The sequence below is a fragment of the Mixta calida genome (assembly GCF_002953215.1).
GTDB lineage: Bacteria > Pseudomonadota > Gammaproteobacteria > Enterobacterales > Enterobacteriaceae > Mixta > Mixta calida.
Map to the genome: position 1 here is coordinate 4,016,928 of NZ_CP026378.1, position 14,621 is coordinate 4,031,548.

At 56.6% G+C, this 14,621-nt stretch carries 14 protein-coding genes; 3 read left to right on the forward strand and 11 right to left on the reverse strand.

All coding sequences use genetic code 11. From position 1 onward, the window contains the following. Window positions 1-106: 106 nt before the first annotated feature. The gene (locus C2E16_RS19115; protein ID WP_038629837.1) at window positions 107-1,090 is read left to right on the forward strand and encodes a quinone oxidoreductase; all 984 of its coding nucleotides are present in this window, start codon (window positions 107-109) and stop codon (window positions 1,088-1,090) included. 324 nt (window positions 1,091-1,414) lie between these two features. Here the strand turns inward: C2E16_RS19115 and dusA are convergent, their stop codons facing one another. The 4 genes from dusA to C2E16_RS19140 all read right to left on the reverse strand — a co-directional run bounded on the left by dusA (window position 1,415) and on the right by C2E16_RS19140 (window position 5,280). After that, the gene (gene dusA, locus C2E16_RS19120; RefSeq protein ID WP_084970388.1) at window positions 1,415-2,464 is read right to left on the reverse strand and encodes a tRNA dihydrouridine(20/20a) synthase DusA; all 1,050 of its coding nucleotides are present in this window, start codon (window positions 2,462-2,464) and stop codon (window positions 1,415-1,417) included. Window positions 2,465-2,764: 300 nt separating this feature from the next. Then, window positions 2,765-3,034, reverse strand: coding sequence for a hypothetical protein (locus tag C2E16_RS19125; protein ID WP_038629835.1), 270 nt, complete (start codon window positions 3,032-3,034; stop codon window positions 2,765-2,767). Next, entirely contained in the window at window positions 3,012-3,527 is a 516-nt protein-coding gene (locus C2E16_RS19130) for a DUF2778 domain-containing protein (protein ID WP_257152239.1), read from the reverse strand. Before C2E16_RS19130 ends, C2E16_RS19125 begins: the two co-directional genes overlap by 23 nt. Before the next feature lie 502 nt (window positions 3,528-4,029). Then, window positions 4,030-5,280 (reverse strand): conjugal transfer protein TraF, encoded by a 1,251-nt coding sequence (locus C2E16_RS19140; RefSeq protein ID WP_084970385.1) that lies wholly within the window; start codon window positions 5,278-5,280, stop codon window positions 4,030-4,032. 443 nt (window positions 5,281-5,723) lie between these two features. On the opposite strand from C2E16_RS19140, the gene zur reads away from it, so the two are divergent. Continuing rightward, window positions 5,724-6,239: a zinc uptake transcriptional repressor Zur gene (zur, locus tag C2E16_RS19145; protein WP_038629831.1), complete on the forward strand. Its 516-nt coding sequence runs from the start codon at window positions 5,724-5,726 to the stop codon at window positions 6,237-6,239. Window positions 6,240-6,472: 233 nt separating this feature from the next. Here the strand turns inward: zur and C2E16_RS19150 are convergent, their stop codons facing one another. The 4 genes from C2E16_RS19150 to C2E16_RS19165 form a co-directional block, all read right to left on the reverse strand. Beyond that, window positions 6,473-6,685, reverse strand: a complete 213-nt coding sequence (locus C2E16_RS19150) for a CsbD family protein (protein WP_038629830.1) — start codon at window positions 6,683-6,685, stop codon at window positions 6,473-6,475. Between the two features lie 224 nt (window positions 6,686-6,909). After that, window positions 6,910-8,232: an MATE family efflux transporter DinF gene (gene dinF / locus C2E16_RS19155; protein WP_038629829.1), complete on the reverse strand. Its 1,323-nt coding sequence runs from the start codon at window positions 8,230-8,232 to the stop codon at window positions 6,910-6,912. Between the two features lie 103 nt (window positions 8,233-8,335). Continuing rightward, window positions 8,336-8,944, reverse strand: coding sequence for a transcriptional repressor LexA (gene lexA / locus C2E16_RS19160; RefSeq protein WP_038629828.1), 609 nt, complete (start codon window positions 8,942-8,944; stop codon window positions 8,336-8,338). Window positions 8,945-9,049: 105 nt separating this feature from the next. After that, window positions 9,050-9,418: a diacylglycerol kinase gene (locus tag C2E16_RS19165; RefSeq protein ID WP_038629827.1), complete on the reverse strand. Its 369-nt coding sequence runs from the start codon at window positions 9,416-9,418 to the stop codon at window positions 9,050-9,052. Window positions 9,419-9,546: 128 nt separating this feature from the next. On the opposite strand from C2E16_RS19165, the gene plsB reads away from it, so the two are divergent. Further along, window positions 9,547-11,988, forward strand: coding sequence for a glycerol-3-phosphate 1-O-acyltransferase PlsB (gene plsB / locus C2E16_RS19170; RefSeq protein ID WP_038629826.1), 2,442 nt, complete (start codon window positions 9,547-9,549; stop codon window positions 11,986-11,988). A gap of 75 nt (window positions 11,989-12,063) precedes the next feature. Here the strand turns inward: plsB and ubiA are convergent, their stop codons facing one another. The 3 genes from ubiA to malM all read right to left on the reverse strand — a co-directional run bounded on the left by ubiA (window position 12,064) and on the right by malM (window position 14,571). Further along, the gene (gene ubiA / locus C2E16_RS19175) at window positions 12,064-12,945 is read right to left on the reverse strand and encodes a 4-hydroxybenzoate octaprenyltransferase (protein WP_038630255.1); all 882 of its coding nucleotides are present in this window, start codon (window positions 12,943-12,945) and stop codon (window positions 12,064-12,066) included. 1 nt (window position 12,946) lies between these two features. After that, the gene (gene ubiC / locus C2E16_RS19180) at window positions 12,947-13,474 is read right to left on the reverse strand and encodes a chorismate lyase (RefSeq protein ID WP_038629825.1); all 528 of its coding nucleotides are present in this window, start codon (window positions 13,472-13,474) and stop codon (window positions 12,947-12,949) included. Between the two features lie 152 nt (window positions 13,475-13,626). Next, window positions 13,627-14,571 carry a maltose operon protein MalM gene (malM, locus tag C2E16_RS19185; protein WP_038629824.1) on the reverse strand — a complete coding sequence of 315 codons (945 nt, stop codon included), beginning with the start codon at window positions 14,569-14,571 and terminating at the stop codon, window positions 13,627-13,629. Between the last annotated feature and the right edge of the window lie 50 nt (window positions 14,572-14,621).

Below are 14,621 nucleotides of genomic sequence, written 5' to 3' on the forward strand. Positions count from 1 at the left end.
GAATGCAATACCGAATGTGTGAGTGACGCGCAAGTATACCTGTTTTTTACCGCTTTTACGCCCGTCCGGCGCGAATTCCGGCTGCCGGAAACCATGAGGAGCAAACATGGCAAAACGTATTCAGATAGCCCGCCACGGCGGCCCGGAAGAGCTGCAATGGGTTGACTTCGATCCCGCCGAACCGGGGGAATATGAAGTGCAGGTGGAGAACAAAGCCATCGGCATAAATTACATCGATACCTACGTGCGCAGCGGCCTGTATCCGGCCCCGTCGCTGCCTTCCGGCATCGGTACCGAGGCGGCGGGCGTGGTGCTGAAGATCGGTAGCGGCGTCACCGCCATTAAGCCTGGCGATCGGGTGGTTTACGCGCAGGCGCCGCTGGGGGCCTACAGCGAAATTCACAATGTACATCAGGATAAAATCGCGCTACTGCCGGACGCCATTTCCTTCGAGCAGGCGGCGGCGGCGTTTTTAAAAGGGCTGACAGTGCATTACCTGCTGCGTCAGACCTATGAAGTGCAGCCTGACGAAACCTTTCTGTTTCACGCAGCGGCGGGCGGCGTCGGGCTGATCGCCTGTCAATGGGCGAAAGCGCTGGGCGCGCACCTGATCGGCACCGTCGGCTCGGCAGAAAAAGCGCAGCTGGCGAAAGATCACGGCGCCTGGGCGACCATAAACTATCAGGAAGAGGATATCGTCCAGCGCGTCAGCGAGCTGACCGACGGTAAGAAAGTGCGCGTGGTGTATGACTCGGTGGGCAAAGCGACGTGGGAAGCCTCGCTTGACTGCTTACAGCGACGCGGCCTGATGGTGAGCTTCGGCAATGCCTCCGGTCCGGTGACCGGCGTGAATCTGGCGATCCTGAATCAGAAAGGCTCGCTTTATCTGACGCGCCCTTCCCTTAATGGCTATATCACCACGCGTGACGAGCTTCAGCGCGCCGGTAACGATCTCTTTTCGATGATCGCCAGCGGTGCGATCAAGGTTAACGTGCCGGAAAATCAGCGTTTCCCGTTGCGCGACGCGCAGCAAGCCCATATCACGCTGGAAAGCCGCTCGACGCGCGGTTCCAGCCTGCTGATTCCGTAACGGTTCAGGCAAAAAAATGGGGCCTCCCGCAGGAAGCCCCTTTTCTTTTTTATCATTCGCGCTGTTGTAGAGTACAGCGGCGATGGATTGTTTCGACTCAACGGAAAACAGTCTCGCAGAATTCATAAGTAAAAAATATGTTTAATTGCGAAAAAACGCTAAGCAAAATATCACTCTGTGATCCAGCCCGCATCCTGACCGCTATTTTCCGTTCAACTCTTTGATAGCTAACTATCAATTTTCAACGCAATGGGTGTTTTGACACGCGGAGGACATAAAAAAACCTGCACGTCGCCGCACAGGTTTTAACATATTTAAAACACATCACGCAGTCACGGTCATCTTGTCGGCGACCAGCGACAGCGCTTTTTCCACCACTTCAATGCCAGCGCCCGGCTTGTGCGCGTTCTCGCTCAGATGGCGGCGCCACTGACGCGCGCCTGGGATGCCCTGGAACAGGCCCAGCATGTGTCGGGTAATGTGGCCCAGGTACGTGCCCTGCGCCAGCTCGCGTTCAATATAGGGATACATAGCACGCACGACGGCCACTGCATCGGCGTCCGGCGCGCCGCTGCCAAACAGCGTGCGATCGACCTGCGCCAGCAGACCGGGATTTTGATAGGCTTCGCGTCCCATCATCACGCCGTCGAGATAGTGCAGATGGGTTTGCACCTCTTCCAGCGACTTCACGCCGCCGTTCAGCACCAGCGTCAGCTGCGGGAAATCACGCTTCAGCTGATAAACGCGCGGATAGTCCAGCGGCGGGATCTCGCGGTTTTCCTTCGGGCTCAGGCCGGAGAGCCAGGCCTTGCGCGCGTGAATAATAAAGGTATCGCAGCCGCCCTGCTGCGCCACGGTGCCTATAAAATCGCAGAGAAATTCATAGCTGTCCTGCTCGTCGATGCCAATGCGGGTTTTCACCGTGACCGGAATCGAGACGACGTCACGCATCGCTTTAATGCAGTCCGCCACCAACGCCGCCTCGCCCATCAGGCAAGCGCCGAAGCGGCCGTTCTGCACGCGATCGGATGGACAACCGACGTTGAGGTTGATCTCATCATAGCCGCGCGCCTGCGCCAACTGTGCGCACTGCGCCAGCGCCGCCGGATCGCTGCCGCCCAGTTGCAGGGCGACCGGATGCTCTTCTTCGCTGTAGGCGAGATAGTCGCCTTTGCCGTGAATAATCGCGCCGGTGGTCACCATTTCGGTGTAAAGCAGCGTGTTTCGCGTCAGCTGGCGGTGGAAATAACGACAGTGCCGATCGGTCCAGTCGAGCATGGGCGCGATGGAAAAGCGTTGAGAAGGATATACCGCTTGCTCAGCAGCGACCGCCTGCGTGGATGACGCGTTCTGGGAATGTTGGCTTTGATGCATTTCTGTACTTTTAAATGTGTTTTGCTTTTTCGGCGCCGACCACAGAGCGGAATAGCGCGTCTCTGCCGGGATGAATAAAATCTGGCCTACTATAACACACAAAAACGTCAACGCGCCGACGTGACTTTACGCCAGCCGTTGCCGAAACAGAGAGCCAACGCTATTGGTTGCCAGGCGCTGATCCCGCAGAGACGTACGTCCCGTTACAGGCACGGTTAATCCTGCCGTAGTGTCGGTCGATTTGAGTCTGCAACGGCTACGTGGTCGGAATCCTGACCAATGAATGAGGGCTGTAATCTGTCAACGCTTTAACTTTCTGATTGCTATTTTAAACAGCCAGTAAAGAGCTGTCGCGTAAACGCTGACAACGGCAATTATCGAAATGAACGTAACCGGATCTGCATCTGGTTCGTATATATCCTCCTGATAACGGCTAAAAATCTGGTAGAGATAGTCAATTATCCAGGTCGACGGACGATGGAGCGGCATATCGTAGCGAGATAAGGCAAACGCCAGAATAAAGCACAGCACGAAGCCGCCAGCCTTTTTAACGAAATTTGCAATTCGCAAAATCGTGATCTCCTTGTACGTCTCTATAACCGAACGCCATCAGCCCAGTGCGTGAGCCTTGAACGAGCATCTTTTTTGTTTTTAATAACGCATTTCTGACAACGTAAAAATCAGGGCGATTAACGAAAGTTATGCATCCTTCGCTTACCCCGGAACCATCGGGCCGCAACGGATGCAGGCGAAAGCCGCCACGCGAGATGCCATTTACGAAAATATGTTCGTCCATTGTCTGGGCATTAAAGAGCGCAAACCATTCATAATGATTCGAACTGAACCACAGGTCACCGGCCGCCGCCCTGGCTCGGTTCTTTAAGCTTCCTTCATGCCGTGGCACAATCCAGTAACGGCCCACTGGGATTGCGCTGTTTTTCAAAAACGCGCAGTCAGGATCGTTGGTGTAGGGTTTTTGGCCGCTGAATACCGGGAACGTCCCTACGCCGTAAACGTGTAGCTTTGCTTCCCCGCCGCCCTTTGTCAGATCGTTATACGTCATCCTCATGATTTGCATAAAAACAATCCCTGTTGTTTGTTATTTAGACTGATGCCAGTACGACTGAGTAAAAAATAAACTGCACGCCTTTTCAATCACTTCAGCTTAATCTTTCCGTAAACCCGGCGTTACTTAACATAATGGATCCTACGCGCACAGATGAAACGGCACTCGCCGCGCGTCGGCTGCAAACGGCGTATTTTTAGCCGTTTAATTATCGGAATATGGATAAACGGAGCGAATAAAACGTGCATAAAACCGGCCCGAAAATACATAGCCTGTTCTTGATGTGAAAGCCGTGCAAAGCTATCAGCAATGTCCAGCCTAAATAGTCGAACATGCTGTGCGGGCAACTCTGCGTCATTAGTGAGGCTAAGATTTTGAAATGCCCGATCCGTTTGGGCCGGGATATGTAAATCGTGGCAGGAAAACCGCGCCGGACGCCGGGCAGCCTTAAAGTGGTGTTTGCCTGAAAGCCGCGCCGTTTCCGGCGCAGCCTGCATTATCAGAAGGAGAAGCCCAGCTGCGCCATGGCGCCCCAGGTATTGTCTTCGCCCACCGAGCCCGCAAGGTCGAGGTGAACGCGGTTGTTGAAAGGCGATACGCCAAAGCCGGCGCTCACAACATTTTTGTCGTTGGATTTCATATCGGCATGATAGCCGCCGCGCAGCTGTAACCAGTCCAGCACGCGATATTCCACGCCTACGCCCGCATACTGGCTGTCATCCTGCGATTTAAAACGCTTGGTCGGCGTCGCGTCCACATCAAGACTGGCGGTCAGCACCTCGTTATGCCAGGCGGCGCCGGCGGTCACCAGCGGGCGGATCTGCCAGGTATCCTGATAGCCATTCACACGCTTCGTATCGATATCACGCGGGATCAGGTTCTGCGCGCTGAGGCCAAAGGTCCAGTTCGCGCCCACGTCGGTTGACAGGCCGGCGTCGAGGTTAAAGCCGGTATTGCTGGTGCGATATTCGCTGTCAGTCACCCGATCTTTATCGAAGTTATAAACCGAAGCGCGGTAATTATAGAGGCGAGTCTGCTGCAGCTTAGGCGTCACGCCCACGGAAACCGCCTGTTCGCCGATGTTAAACTCATGGGCGACCGCAATGCCGTAGTCGGCGACGATAGCCGCCACGCCGGTAGCGCTGGAACGCAGTTGAGACGGATCGGCTAACGTCGGAAATCCGCCGTTAGCGACGGTATCGAGCAGGTCGATATCGCTTTGCGCCACGTCGGCTTGCAGATGGGCGGAGCCATAAGCTTTGGCGACAAAAGCGAACGGCAGCGTCTCATTCGGCACCGCCACTACAATAGCCGCGCCGGCGGAGCCGTCCGCCTTGTTGCCGCGCAGATCGCGCAGCTGGTTGGCCAGGTCGCCGGAAGCGGAGCGAATGGCAGAAGGATTCGTCAGAAAATCGATGGGCGTAAAATTCCTGAATACGTCCCGATAATGATTCACCGTATCGGTTACGTCATCGATCTTATCAACCATTTTATCTTTATCGCTGATCTGCACGCCGACAGAAGGCAGAATAACGCTGACGCGATCTTCCGCCCGGCCTTTCGTCAGCAGCGCCGGGTTTGATAATGGCGCAGTGGTATAGTTCGATGAAGCGACCCCGGTACCGCCCATCGCATCATTGCGCGCGTCAAAATAGCTGCCGGCTGCCTGTGATGAAAAAGAGGTAAATAAAATTGCGGTTAAGGCTGTTGCAGAAGAAAGCTTGAAAGATTGAACGGTTTTCATTGCCATTATCAGACGCCACCAAAAATAAGCTGAAAGTATGTAGAAAATCACTGGGCGCATGATGACCAGTAATTGCCCATTTTATTGCCCTGAACTCAAGGCGTTTTCCCCGACTTATCAGTGAATTGCTGCTTTTATAAGCAGTGAGTGGCTTATCTGTTGCATTCGCTGCGGCTCTGTTTTTCCCTATGCCGCTTAAGCCTGAGTGAACATTAGCTGGATATTAATTCTCCTGCAAACTGGAAATTAACAATTAAGAATGGATCTGTCTCTTTTCCGCGTTGGACGCTGCGTATTATCGGCGGGTTCAGGCATGCCGCCAGGAGATATAATTCGGAAACTTTCGGTAATTCAGGCGCGAAATAGCGCTTTTCTGAGGACTTCAGGAAGGAGTCGGCGTTTTTTATCCAACGTGATAAGATAACATCTCAATCGCCCGGAGAAAAATTATGAGCGTTTCACCTTCAAAACAGATTCTGTCGCAGGCTGAAAAAATCTGTCAGCAACGCAACGTGCGCCTGACGCCGCAGCGTCTGGAGGTGCTGCGTTTGATGAGCGAGCAGAACGGCGCAATTAGCGCCTACGATCTGCTTGACCTGCTGCGCGCCTCTGAACCGCAGGCCAAGCCGCCTACCGTTTATCGCGCGCTGGATTTCCTGCTGGAGCAGGGGTTTATCCATCGCGTTGAGTCAAACAACAGCTATGTGGTGTGTCATCATTTCGAGGAACCGCAACATACTTCAGCGATGCTGATTTGCGATCGCTGCGGCGCGGTGAATGAACAGCATGCTCAGGGCGTGGAATCGATTCTGGAGTCGCTGGCGCAGCAGAGCGGCTTTGCGCTGCGTAATAGCGTGATTGAAGCGCACGGCTTGTGCAACGGATGTAAAGATGTCGAAAGTTGCCAGCATCCTGAAAGCTGTAATCATGACCATACGCTGATAAGCAAAAAGCGCGGGCGTTAAAAAACAGCCGAAGCGGTGCCAGTAATGGCTGCGTTAGGGGGAAGGCGACAGGTTTGTCGCTAAAGCCGGTCTGAAGGGTAGTAAGCGCTAAAATAACCTCATCATGCCAAACATAACCAGAAAACGGGGCAGCAAGAAAAGAGCGTGACCGCGTTAAAAAAGATAAAAAAACAGAGGGGAGCGGCACATTCCTTGTGCCAGGGGCAGGAGCATCTTCCTGAAGGGCTTTAAACTTACCAGCGATGGTCGCGGTTTTGTGTCTCCCAATCGCTCACTTCTTTTTCCGCTTCGTCTTTTGCATAGCCGTAGCGTTCCTGAATTTTACCAACAAGCTGATCGCGTTTACCTTCGATAACGGTCATGTCGTCATCGGTCAGCTTGCCCCATTTTTCCTTCATCTTACCTTTAAACTGTTTCCAGTTACCGCCGGCTTCGTCTCTGTTCATCGTTATTTCCTCTACCTTAGGTGTTAACAGCTTGCAGACTGTCAGCGCTGTATGTTCAGTGAAAACAGTCGCTGATTCCTTGTTTGTCACCCTTTAATGATAGCTGAATACGGCGTTTCTGCTCGTAATCTCAGTCAGATGAACTGAAAACACGCCGAAAAACCTGTCGATTACCCTTAAAAACGAGTTAATTCAGGTAATAAGCGCAGCCGCATATAAATGTGTCAAATCGTGAACCAGTCGCCGCGCCGCTGGTGTTGACGCCAGATCCAGCCGAGCGTCAGGCCGCGCAGCATAAGAAAAACCGTTACTGCCAGCCACAGGCCATGGTTGCCTAAATAAGGCAGCGTCGCCAGCGCTAAGGCAAAACCCAGCGCGGCCAGCGCCATGCTGTTGCGCATTTCGCGCCCGCGCGTTGCGCCGATAAACATGCCGTCCAGCAGATAGCACCAGACGCCGACCAGCGGCAGAAGCATTTGCCAGGGAAGGTAGCGATCCGCCTGCGCCTGCAACGTTGGCAGCGAGGTCAACAGCGCCACCAGCTCTTTACCCCAAAGCGCGTAGGCACAGGCGAACAGCAGCGCCACCAGGCCCGCCTGCCGACAGGCCGCCAGCCAGACCCGCCGCAGCTTATCGGCATCTCTGGCGCCGAAGGCTTCCCCGGAGACCGCTTCCACCGCATAGGCGAAGCCATCCAGCGCGTAGGCGGTGAAGGTCAGAAACATCAGCAGCACGGCGTTAACCGCGACGATATCGCTGCCCATGCGCGCGCCCAGCACGGTTACCGAAGCAAAACAGAGCTGCAGCAGCAGCGAGCGCAGCATAATGTCGCGGTTAAGGCGCAGCAGGCGTCGCATATCGCCGCGCAGCCCCTGCTTCAGCTGTAAGAAGGTAATTTGCCGCAGGCGCAGCAGGTGCCACACCATGCCCAGCCCGACCGCCAGCGTCACGTATTCCGCAATCGCGGTTGCCGCAGCGGCGCCCGCTACGCCCCAGCCAAGGCCGATAACAAACCACAGGTCGAGCAGGATATTTACCAGGTTGCCGACCACCAGCAAAATCACCGGCGCCCGCGCATACTGCACGCCCAGCAGCCAGCCCAAAATGACCAGATTCGCCAGCGTAGCGGGCGCGCTGAGCCAGCGCACATGGATAAAGCGCTTCGCCTGCTCCAGCACCGCCGGGCTGCCGCCAACGACGCGCGTCGCCAGCGCGCTAAGCGGATCGCGCAGCAGCACAAAAGCCAGCCCGACGACGACGGCGATCAGCAAGGGTTGAACCAGCGCGCGCGCCAGTCCCGATTTATCGCCAGCGCCGAACGCCTGGGCCGTCAGCCCGGTGGTGCTCATGCGTAAAAAGAGCAGCAGCATAAACAGGAAGCTGGTCGCCGTCGCGCCTACGGCGACGCCGCCCAGATAGACGGGGCTGTCGAGATGGCCGATCACGGCGGTATCAACCAGGCCCAGCAGAGGAACGGTAATATTGGAAAGGATCATCGGCAGCGCCAGCCGCCAGAGATTTTTATCGGTTGCAGAGAAGAGTTGCATGACAATCCGCGAAAATAGTATGGCGACAGGCCACAGCGGTTATCGCCGGATAAATATGAATCAGGGGCTATTCAGTGGCGGCAGAGGAGCCGCCACATCAGTTTCAGAGCCAGTCGCCGTTGCGAATCACGCCGACGGCCAGGCCTTCGATAGTCAGGGTTTGCTGTTGCAGATCGACCACGATGGGCTGAAAATCACTGTTTTCCGGCAGCAGTTGCACCGTGTTACCCTGTTTTTTCAGGCGTTTAACCGTGACTTCATCATCAATACGCGCCACCACGACCTGGCCGTTACGCACATCCTGCGTTTTATGCACCGCCAGCAGATCGCCGTCGACGATGCCGATATCTTTCATCGACATGCCGCTGACGCGCAGCAGGAAATCAGCGTGAGGCTTAAACAGGTTAGGGTCGACCTGAAAACGGCTTTCAATATGCTCCTGCGCCAGCAGCGGCTCGCCAGCGGCGACGCGGCCAATCAACGGCAGGCCGTTTTCCTCTTCCGCCATCAGGCGGATGCCGCGCGAAGCGCCGGACACCATCTCAATAACGCCTTTACGCGCCAGTGCTTTCAGATGTTCTTCTGCGGCGTTTGGAGAGCGGAAGCCAAGACGGGAAGCGATTTCCGCACGCGTTGGCGGCATCCCCGTTTGGTTAATGTGATCGCGAATCAGGTCATAAACCTGCTGCTGTCGAGCCGTTAAGGTTTTCATCCCGCCCCCTGGTTGTTTATACAGTCGCTGTGAGTATATACAGGTATTGTCGGAATGGAAACCGAATGCAGTGTAAAAAACAACACTTTGTCGAATGCGGAAGCGCTATCGCAAATATGCCCACAGCAAGGTTGCCCAGACAAAGAGAGCCAGTATGATGCTGAGCAGAACCGCAGCGGAGCCCATATCTTTCGCCCGTCCCGCCAGCGGATGAAGTTCGCTGCCGATGCGATCGACCACCGCTTCGATAGCGCTGTTAAGGATCTCGACAATAATAATGAGGGCGACCGAACCGATCAGCAGCACGCGCGTTATCGCATCGACATCCAGCCAGCAGGCGACGACGACCGCCACCAGCGCCATCACCGCTTCCTGACGGAAAGCCGCTTCGTGCTGCCAGGCCGCGCGCAATCCTTTCCAGGAGTAGCCAGCCGCTTTAATGATGCGCGTCAAGCCCGTTACGTTATTTGCCATGTTCGGGGAACCCTTTGCGATGTTTAACGTCAATGTCAGGGTGCCGCACTAATTGCAACACCACAGATCTTCAATGCGCTTTCTGGTATGCTTGCCGCGCTTTGCTAACAAGAGGCTTCATGTTGTCTATGTCAGGTTGGCGTAAACTTTATTATAAGTTATTGAATTTACCACTTACATTTTTAGTCAAAAGTAAGGCGATTCCGGGCGATCCGGTCGCGGAACTGGGCCTCGACACGTCGCGCCCCATTATGTATGTATTGCCTTACGATTCAAAGGCCGATCTTCTGGCGTTGCGCACCCAGTGCCGCCTGCACGATCTGCCCGATCCGCTGGAGCCGCTGGAGATCGACGGCGCCCTGCTGCCGCGTCATGTGTTTATCCATGACGGGCCGCGCGTTTTCCCCTACTTCGTGCCTAATCAGGAGTCGGTGAAGCTGTTTCACGACTACCTCGACCTGCACCGCAACAATCCCGATCTGGATGTGCAGATGGTGCCGGTATCCGTGATGTTCGGCCGTGCGCCGGGACGCGAAGTGCAGGGCGAACAAACGCCGCATCTGCGCGAGCTCAACGGAGTGCAGAAGTTTTTTGCCGTCTTCTGGCTGGGACGCGACAGCTTTGTTCGCTTCTCGCCAATGGTATCGCTGCGCCGCATGGCCACCGAACACGGCACCGATAAAACCATCGCGCAAAAGCTCGCGCGCGTGGCGCGCATCCATTTCGCCCGTCAGCGCCTGGCCGCAGTCGGCCCGCGTCTGCCGGTGCGTCACGATCTGTTTAATAAGCTGTTGCAGTCGCAGGCTATCGCCAAGGCGGTAGAAGACGAAGCGCGCAGCAAGAAGATTTCGCAAGAAAAAGCGCAGCAGAACGCCATTGAGCTGATGGAAGAGATTGCGGCCGACTTCTCGTATGAGATGATCCGCCTGACCGACCGCGTTATCGGCTGGACCTGGAGCAAAATTTATCAGGGCATCAACGTCAGCGGCGGCGAACGCATTCGTCAGCTGGCGCTGGACGGGCACGGGCTGGTTTACGTTCCCTGCCACCGCAGCCATATGGACTATCTGCTGCTTTCTTACGTGCTTTATCATCAGGGGCTGGTGCCGCCGCATATCGCCGCAGGCATCAACCTTAACTTCTGGCCCGCTGGCCCGATCTTCCGCCGTCTCGGCGCGTTCTTTATTCGCCGCACCTTCAAGGGCAATAAGCTCTACTCCACCGTGTTCCGCGAATATCTGGGCGAGCTGTTCAGCCGCGGCTATTCAGTGGAGTATTTCGTCGAAGGCGGACGTTCGCGCACTGGCCGACTGCTCGATCCGAAAACCGGCACGCTGTCGATGACCCTCCAGGCGATGCTGCGCGGCGGCAACCGCCCGATTACCGTGGTGCCGGTCTATATCGGCTATGAGCACGTAATGGAAGTGGGCACTTACGCCAAAGAGCTGCGCGGCGCGGCGAAAGAGAAAGAAGGCTTTATGCAGATGCTGCGCGGCCTGAGCAAGCTGCGCAATCTGGGTCAGGGCTACGTGAACTTCGGCGAACCGCTGCCGCTGGTGAACTACCTCAACCGTCATGTGCCGGAGTGGCGCGACTCGATCGATCCGATTGTGGCGCAGCGTCCGCAGTGGCTGACGCCGGCGGTCAACGATATTGCGCAGCAGATTATGGTGCGCATCAATAACGCCGGCGCCGCCAACGCAATGAACCTCTGCGTGACCGCCCTGCTCGCCTCGCGTCAACGCTCGTTAACGCGAGAGCAGCTGCTGGAGCAGCTGGAATGCTATCTCGAACTGCTGCGCAATGTGCCCTATTCCGCAGATGCGACCGTGCCGGACATGACGCCGGAAGCGCTGCTGGAACACGCGCTGAACATGAACAAGTTCGAGACGGAAAAGGACAATATCGGCGATATCATCATCCTGCCGCGCGAGCAGGCGGTGCTGATGACCTATTACCGCAATAACGTTCATCACATGCTGGTGATGCCGTCGCTGATCGCCGCTATCGTGCAACAGCATCAGGCAATCTCGGCGGATGAGCTGCTGCGTCAGGTTACGGTGATCTATCCGCTGTTGAAGAGCGAGCTGTTCCTGCGCTGGGATAAAGCGGAGCTACCGCACCTGCTCCAGGCGCTGACGGCGGAGCTGGCGCGCCAGCAGCTGATCGTGATTGAAGGCGATATGATGCGCCTGAACGCGGGCCGTTTCCGCACGCTGCAACTACTGGCGGCAGGCATGCGCGAAACGCTGCAACGCTATGCGATCACCTTCTCTATCCTCAGCGCCAATCCGGCAATCAACCGCGGTTCGCTTGAAAAAGAGAGCCGCACGCTGGCGCAGCGCCTGTCAGTACTGCACGGCATCAACGCGCCGGAATTTTTCGATAAGGCGGTGTTCTCCACCCTGGTGCTGACGCTACGTGACGAAGGCTATATCAGCGACACGGGCGACGCCGCACTGGCGCAGACGCAGAACACGTCGCGCCTGCTGTCGGAGTTGATTACCAGCGACGTGCGTCAAACCATTGAAAACGCCGTAGCCCACAGCGGGCTGGCGACGCAGGTGTAAAAAAGACGCAAGCATAAAGAAAACGGGCGCCTCAGGCGCCCGTTTTTTTATCATCCAAAGATTATCGTGCGGCCGTCACCACTGACTGAACGGCAGCATATTCAGCGCAATGCCGATAAAAATCACCAGTCCGACATAGTTGTTATTCAGGAACGCCTGGAAACAGCGTTCGCGCTGCCGTTCGGCGATCAACTTCTGCTGATGCACAAAGAGCGCGCCGGCGATCAGCAGCGACCAGTAAAATGCGCCGTCCAGCCCCATACGCAGCCCCACCAGCGACAGCAGCAGCAGCGTAGAGAGCTGCAGCAGCCCGATAATCAGCTTATCAAAGCGGCCAAACAGGATCGCCGTCGACTTCACGCCGATTTTTAAATCGTCGTCGCGGTCAACCATGGCGTACTGGGTATCGTAGGCCACCGTCCAGCAAATGTTGGCGAAAAACAGCAGCCAGGCATTCAGCGGCACGCTGTCGCTGACCGCCGCCCAGCCCATTGGGATCGCCCAGCCGAAGGCCGCGCCCAGCACCACCTGCGGCAGATGGGTATAGCGCTTCATAAAGGGATAAACCCAGGCGAGCGCCAGTCCGGCGAACGACAGCCAGATGGTCAGCGCGTTCATGGTCAGCACCAGTCCAAACGACACCAGCGCCAGCACCACAAACAGCACCTTCGCCTCTTTTTCGCTGACCGCGCCGCTGGCGAGCGGGCGCATTTGAGTGCGTTTGACATGCCCGTCGATTTTTCGATCGGCGAAATCATTTACCACGCAGCCCGCCGCACGCATAAAAAAGACGCCCAGCACAAACACCAGCAACACCTGCAGCGGCGGCACCGCCTCGCCCGCCAACCATAATGCCCATAGCGTCGGCCAGAGCAGCAGCAGCGAGCCAATCGGTTTATCGATACGCATCAGGCGGCTCCAGGCCTGCAGCTTCGTCAGCGTCAGCCCTTTTTCTATATTACTCACGTGATTCTCCTGAGAGGCTTTGATAAAGCGGCGCAGCGGGTAAAAACAGTTCAGTCAACAATAGCGGCTTGCCCGATAAACGCAGGCGCGAGCGGCGTCCCCACTGTCCTGCGGCGATGCCGGGATCGATAAAGTCCCGCGTCAGGGTAGAGGAAGAAAAGAGATAGCGGCCCAACGGACGCGTGCCGAGCTGGCTCAACACCGATTCCGGCCCGTTTAGCGTCGATTCCGGCACCACCGTGCGGCCAGCCAGCCAGGGCACGCCGTCGCCGGAAAGAATAATCTCGCGCAGCCAGTAGCGCGGCTCCTGCGGCAGAAACGGCAGCTCCCCGGCAATCTCGTCTGCGGTGACGAAGCCTTCATTCAGGGGTTCAACGGTAACGTGCCGACAGTGACGTTCAAAGCGCTTCGTCATCGAATCCTCTTCCATCAGCCAGTCCAGCACGGCGGCGGAAAGCAGCGGTGACGAAGCGGGAAGCCATTCGATTGCGCGCAACAGGGAAAGCGCGTGATTCGACATACGGCATCTCCGGTAAAAAAACAGGTGTCATAGTGTAGCGCAGAGCCTCGCGCAGAACACGCGACGCAGTGGAAAAACCCGACGTTTAGCCAGCGAAAAAGGGTGCGCCTGTGGCGCACCAATCGTCCAGCAAGATCAGCACTATGGGGATGTTATCCCTTGCCTTTCACACTGCTGATAAAGGTCGCGCGGGCCGATGAAGAACCCAGGCGTTCCGCCTCGTTCATCAGCTTCAACGCTTTGTCGATATCGCCCGCTTTTACCGCCCTGCGGATGCCGTCGTTAAAATATTTTTCCGTGTCGTTCAGCATCGGCTCCGCTTTTGCCGCCGGTGTCGGCGCAGGGGCTGCGACCGGCGCCGGCGCGTTGTTAGCAGGCTGGCTCGTCGCCGCCGCGCTGCTGCCAACCACCACCGGTTTGGCGTTGTCGGATCCGAACAGCTTGCCGATCATGATATTGCCGCTGTTCTGCTCGCTCTTCACTTTCAGCGACAGGGTGCCGGTATTCACATGCTGCACCACCGGGTCCGGTACATCGGGAATGGCGTTGCTCGCCCCTTCCGCGTAAAGCTTGGCCGGATTGATCATGGTGGAAGTTTGCGCCAGGTCGCGCGTGGTGGTGTAGATCAGCAGGTAGATCTGTTTTTGTCCCAGCACCGGCGTCAGCTTCATCGTGCCTTCCAGACGGTTGGTGGCGACGATGCCGGGTTTCTGGTAGGTAAAATAGCTGCTGGGGAAAAAGGCGGCGGGCTGTAGCTGGCTGTCCAGCACCAGCACGTTCGGCGCGTAAACTTTGCGATCTTTCATCAGGCTGGCGAGCGTGACTTCCAGCGAACCCTGATCGGCGGGCAAGGCGATAGCGGCGACCGGGCCGCTGATATTGCCTTCGTTAAGGGCGACCGAACCGGCGTTCAGGACGATATCCTGGCTGACCGGCGGCGTCATCGGCAGCCAGGAAAGGCGCTGCAGCTTATCGGGCGACACGGACGGCGCCGTCGCCACGTTTTGCGGGTTGATGCTGGTGCTGGCGGCGAAGCCAGGCAGCACGGTGAAGCTCAGGGCCGGAAACAGGCAGAGCGCGAGCAGATGTTTTTTCATTTTTTTATCCTCAAGAGAAACCCGCCTCTCTCAGGCAATAGGGAGGCGGG